Annotated in this window: 3 protein-coding genes; all 3 read left to right on the top strand. The window is 61.5% G+C overall.

The genetic code is table 11. The annotated features are described in order from the left end of the window. The first annotated feature begins 215 nt into the window (after positions 1–215). Positions 216–1,328 (top strand): LLM class flavin-dependent oxidoreductase, encoded by a 1,113-nt coding sequence (locus VIW95_RS06090; protein ID WP_331584540.1) that lies wholly within the window; start codon positions 216–218, stop codon positions 1,326–1,328. Then, positions 1,328–2,083, top strand: a complete 756-nt coding sequence (locus VIW95_RS06085) for an acetoacetate decarboxylase family protein (protein ID WP_331584539.1) — start codon at positions 1,328–1,330, stop codon at positions 2,081–2,083. Before VIW95_RS06090 ends, VIW95_RS06085 begins: the two co-directional genes overlap by 1 nt. 70 nt (positions 2,084–2,153) lie before the next feature. After that, positions 2,154–3,047: an alpha/beta hydrolase gene (locus VIW95_RS06080; protein ID WP_331584538.1), complete on the top strand. Its 894-nt coding sequence runs from the start codon at positions 2,154–2,156 to the stop codon at positions 3,045–3,047. Positions 3,048–3,121: the final 74 nt, after the last annotated feature.

The raw sequence follows: 3,121 nt of genomic DNA, 5'->3' as shown, positions 1-3,121 counted from the left end.
CTAACCCCTAACCCCTTCCCGAGCGGGAAGGGGAACCGGACTAAGGGGTCCGCCCGCGTCGTCCTTCTTCTCACCGGGTGCAGGGGTCACCCCTGCCCAAGGAGGTGCGGAACCCACCGTGGGTTCCGCATCAAATAAAGTGATTTACCCTTCCCCCTCGCGGGACTTTCGATCTCGCCGCGATTGCGCTAAACGAACGGTATGGAGGTAATGCGATGAAATTTGGCCTCTTCTACGAAATCTCGGTACCGCGACCATGGGGGCGCGAAACCGAAAAAACCGTCTACGATAACTGCCTCGAGCAGGTCGCGCTGGCCGATTCCCTCGGCTTCGATTCCGTGTGGGCCGTCGAGCATCACTTCCTCGAAGAATATTCGCATTGCCCCGCGCCCGAATTGTTCCTGACCGCGTGCGCGATGAAGACCAAGAAAATGCGCGTCGGTCACGGCATCGTCGTGTGCGTGCCCGAGTTCAATCATCCGATCAAAATCGCCGAGCGCACCGCCGTGCTCGACATCTTGAGCGGCGGCCGCCTCGACGTTGGCACCGGCCGCTCCGCAACCTGGACCGAGCTGGCAGGCTTTCGCGCGAGCCCCGACGAGACCAAGAAGACCTGGGACGAGTTCGTCCATTGTCTGCCGAAAATGTGGACGCAGGAGCGCTTCTCCTACCAGGGGCGGTCGTGGTCGATGCCGCAGCGCACAATAGTGCCCAAGCCGTATCAGAAACCGCATCCGCCGCTCTGGGTCGCGGTCACCAGTCCCGGCACCGAGATCGACGCAGCCGAGCGCGGGATGGGCAGCCTCGGGCTGACCTTCGGCGGATTCGCCGAGCAGGACGAGAAGGTCAAGCGCTATCGCAAGATCATCCGCAACTGCACGCCGGTCGGCGACGTCATCAACGAAGCCGTCTCGACGGTGAACTTTTTGTATTGCCATGAGGACGACGCCGAGGGCGTCAAGGTTGGCAAACGTCTCACCGGCACTTTCAACTATCTCGCTGCGCAGTTGCTCGCCGCGCGCGAGGCGTATCCGAGCAAGTCGTATCCGTCGCTCGGGCTGCTGCCGTCGCTGCGTCAGGATGCGGCCGGGCCGGGCGATGCGTCGGGAGCGCCCGAGGGTATCGCGATTGGAAATCCCGCGCGCATTTTGCGTGAGATGAAGAAGTGGGAGGCGGTCGGATGCGATCGCGTCAACTTCCTGCTGAACGCGCTCGAGACCGTGCCGCAGCAAAAGGTGCTCGACAGTTTGCGCCTGTTCGCCAAGGAAGTGATGCCGCATTTTCAGGGCGCGAGCGATACCGCTTCAGCCGCCGCAGGAGGCCGCTGATGCCGCCGCGTTTTGGAAAGCTCGATCTCACTGCATGGGCCAAGTCGGTGCCGACGATCAACGGTTACAAAACCGAGCCGTGGATTTTGAAGGGCGCGAAAATTCTCACCATCAATATGGAGATCGACGACGACCCCGCCGACAACCTGATCCCGGCCACGATGCATCCGTCGATTCCCGAGTACGCGATCTTCTGCGTAACGAACTACCCCGAGAGCCCGGTGGGTGCGTTCACGATTGCCGAGGTCCGCGTCTCGGGACGCACCGGCGTCCGTCCGCGCGGTTTCGTGCTGCGCAGTTACTGCGACAATGACGACGCGCGCCGCGAGCTGGCCGCGCGATGGGGTTATCCGACGGTCGCGGGCGACGTGAAGATCGACATCCGTCACGACCGTGTCGTTGCGCGGGTCAGCGCCGGCGGCAAGCCGGTGCTCGAATGCGAGCTGCTCGATCGCGACATGATCTCCGGCGGCGACATCCAGTACATCGCGAGCATGCATCTGGCGCGCAACAAGGACGACGAGAAGCTGGTGCTGGTGCAGGTCGATCCCGAGTTCACTTTCTCGAAAGCGGAGCGCGGCAAGCCGCGGATCGTTCTGCTCGACAACAACGCCTTCGGCGCCGGCACGAATCTTCGCCTCGACAACCCAATTTCCGCGACGTTCACGACCGCAGACGTAACGCTCCCCAAGATCCGCTACATCTGCAACCCCGAGCTGCCCGCAATGCAGGGCACCACGAAGGTAGCCGCGTAGATTTCTTCTGCTGTGATTGTCAAAAGGCTGCGGAGCATAAGGTGCCGCAGCCTTTTTCGTTGAGGTTCAAATGCCCGATCCCTGGCGCTTCGAAAAAATCAAACTCAAGAGCGGACTCACTCTCCGAGTCGCGCGCGCAGGCTCGGGACCGCCGATCATCATGCTGCACGGCTTCCCTGAATGCTGGTACTCGTGGCGCCATCAGATGCGCGCGCTGTCCGACCGCTTCGAATGCATCGCACCCGAGATGCGCGGTTACGGCGAATCCGACGCACCAGTCGGCGTTGCCAACTACACGCTCGACAAGCTGGTGGGTGATGTCGCCGACCTGATCGAGGCGCTCGGCCACCAACGCGCCACCGTAGTCGGCCACGATTGGGGCGGCGCTGTAGCATGGGCGACCGCGATGATGCGTCCTGAGGTCGTCGAACGGCTGATCGTGATGAACTGTCCTCATCTCGAGCGGATGAGCCGTGCGCTGCGGCGCAATCCGCGCCAGATGTTGCGCAGCTGGTACATGCTGTTCTTTCAGATTCGCCGTCTGCCGGAGTGGGCATTTCGCCGCCGCAACTACGAAGCGCTGACTAATGCGCTCCGTAACGGCACGATTCAGAAAAATGTCTTCACAGATGGCGACCTCGAGCACTTTCGCGCCGCGTTCCGCAATCCCTACTCGCTCACCGCCGCGATCAACTACTATCGCGCGAACTTCCGCACTGGCTTCATGGCGCGACCCGGCTCCAATACGTGGATCGACCGGAAAATTTCGGCGCCGACGATGCTCATCTGGGGCGAGCAGGATTTCGCGCTCGGCAAGGAGCTGATCTACGGCATGGAGCCGCTGTTCAGCGGTCCATTTGAGATAAAGTACATCGCGGACTCGGGCCATTGGGTGCAGCAGGAAAAACCCGAGCTGGTGAATCAGTACCTCCGCGATTTCCTGGATTCGCATCCGGTCACGTAGCCGCGCGACAGCATTTCGGTTCCGACTTTACTCAGATTTGCCTCGCGCCTATCTTTATCTTTAGGGACGAAAAC

Origin of the sequence: Binatus sp. (SeqCode) (assembly GCF_036522015.1) — a bacterium.
In the GTDB taxonomy this organism is placed as follows: Bacteria; Desulfobacterota; Binatia; order Binatales; family Binataceae; genus Binatus.
Note: the sequence above shows the minus strand (reverse complement) of the source record. Positions and strands in the feature narration are given on the sequence as shown.

Coding starts and splice junctions, on each gene's coding strand:
- VIW95_RS06090 (WP_331584540.1), top strand. CDS start 216: ATGAAATTTGGCCTCTTCTACGAAATCTCGGTACCGCGACCATGGGGG.
- VIW95_RS06085 (WP_331584539.1), top strand. CDS start 1,328: ATGCCGCCGCGTTTTGGAAAGCTCGATCTCACTGCATGGGCCAAGTCG.
- VIW95_RS06080 (WP_331584538.1), top strand. CDS start 2,154: ATGCCCGATCCCTGGCGCTTCGAAAAAATCAAACTCAAGAGCGGACTC.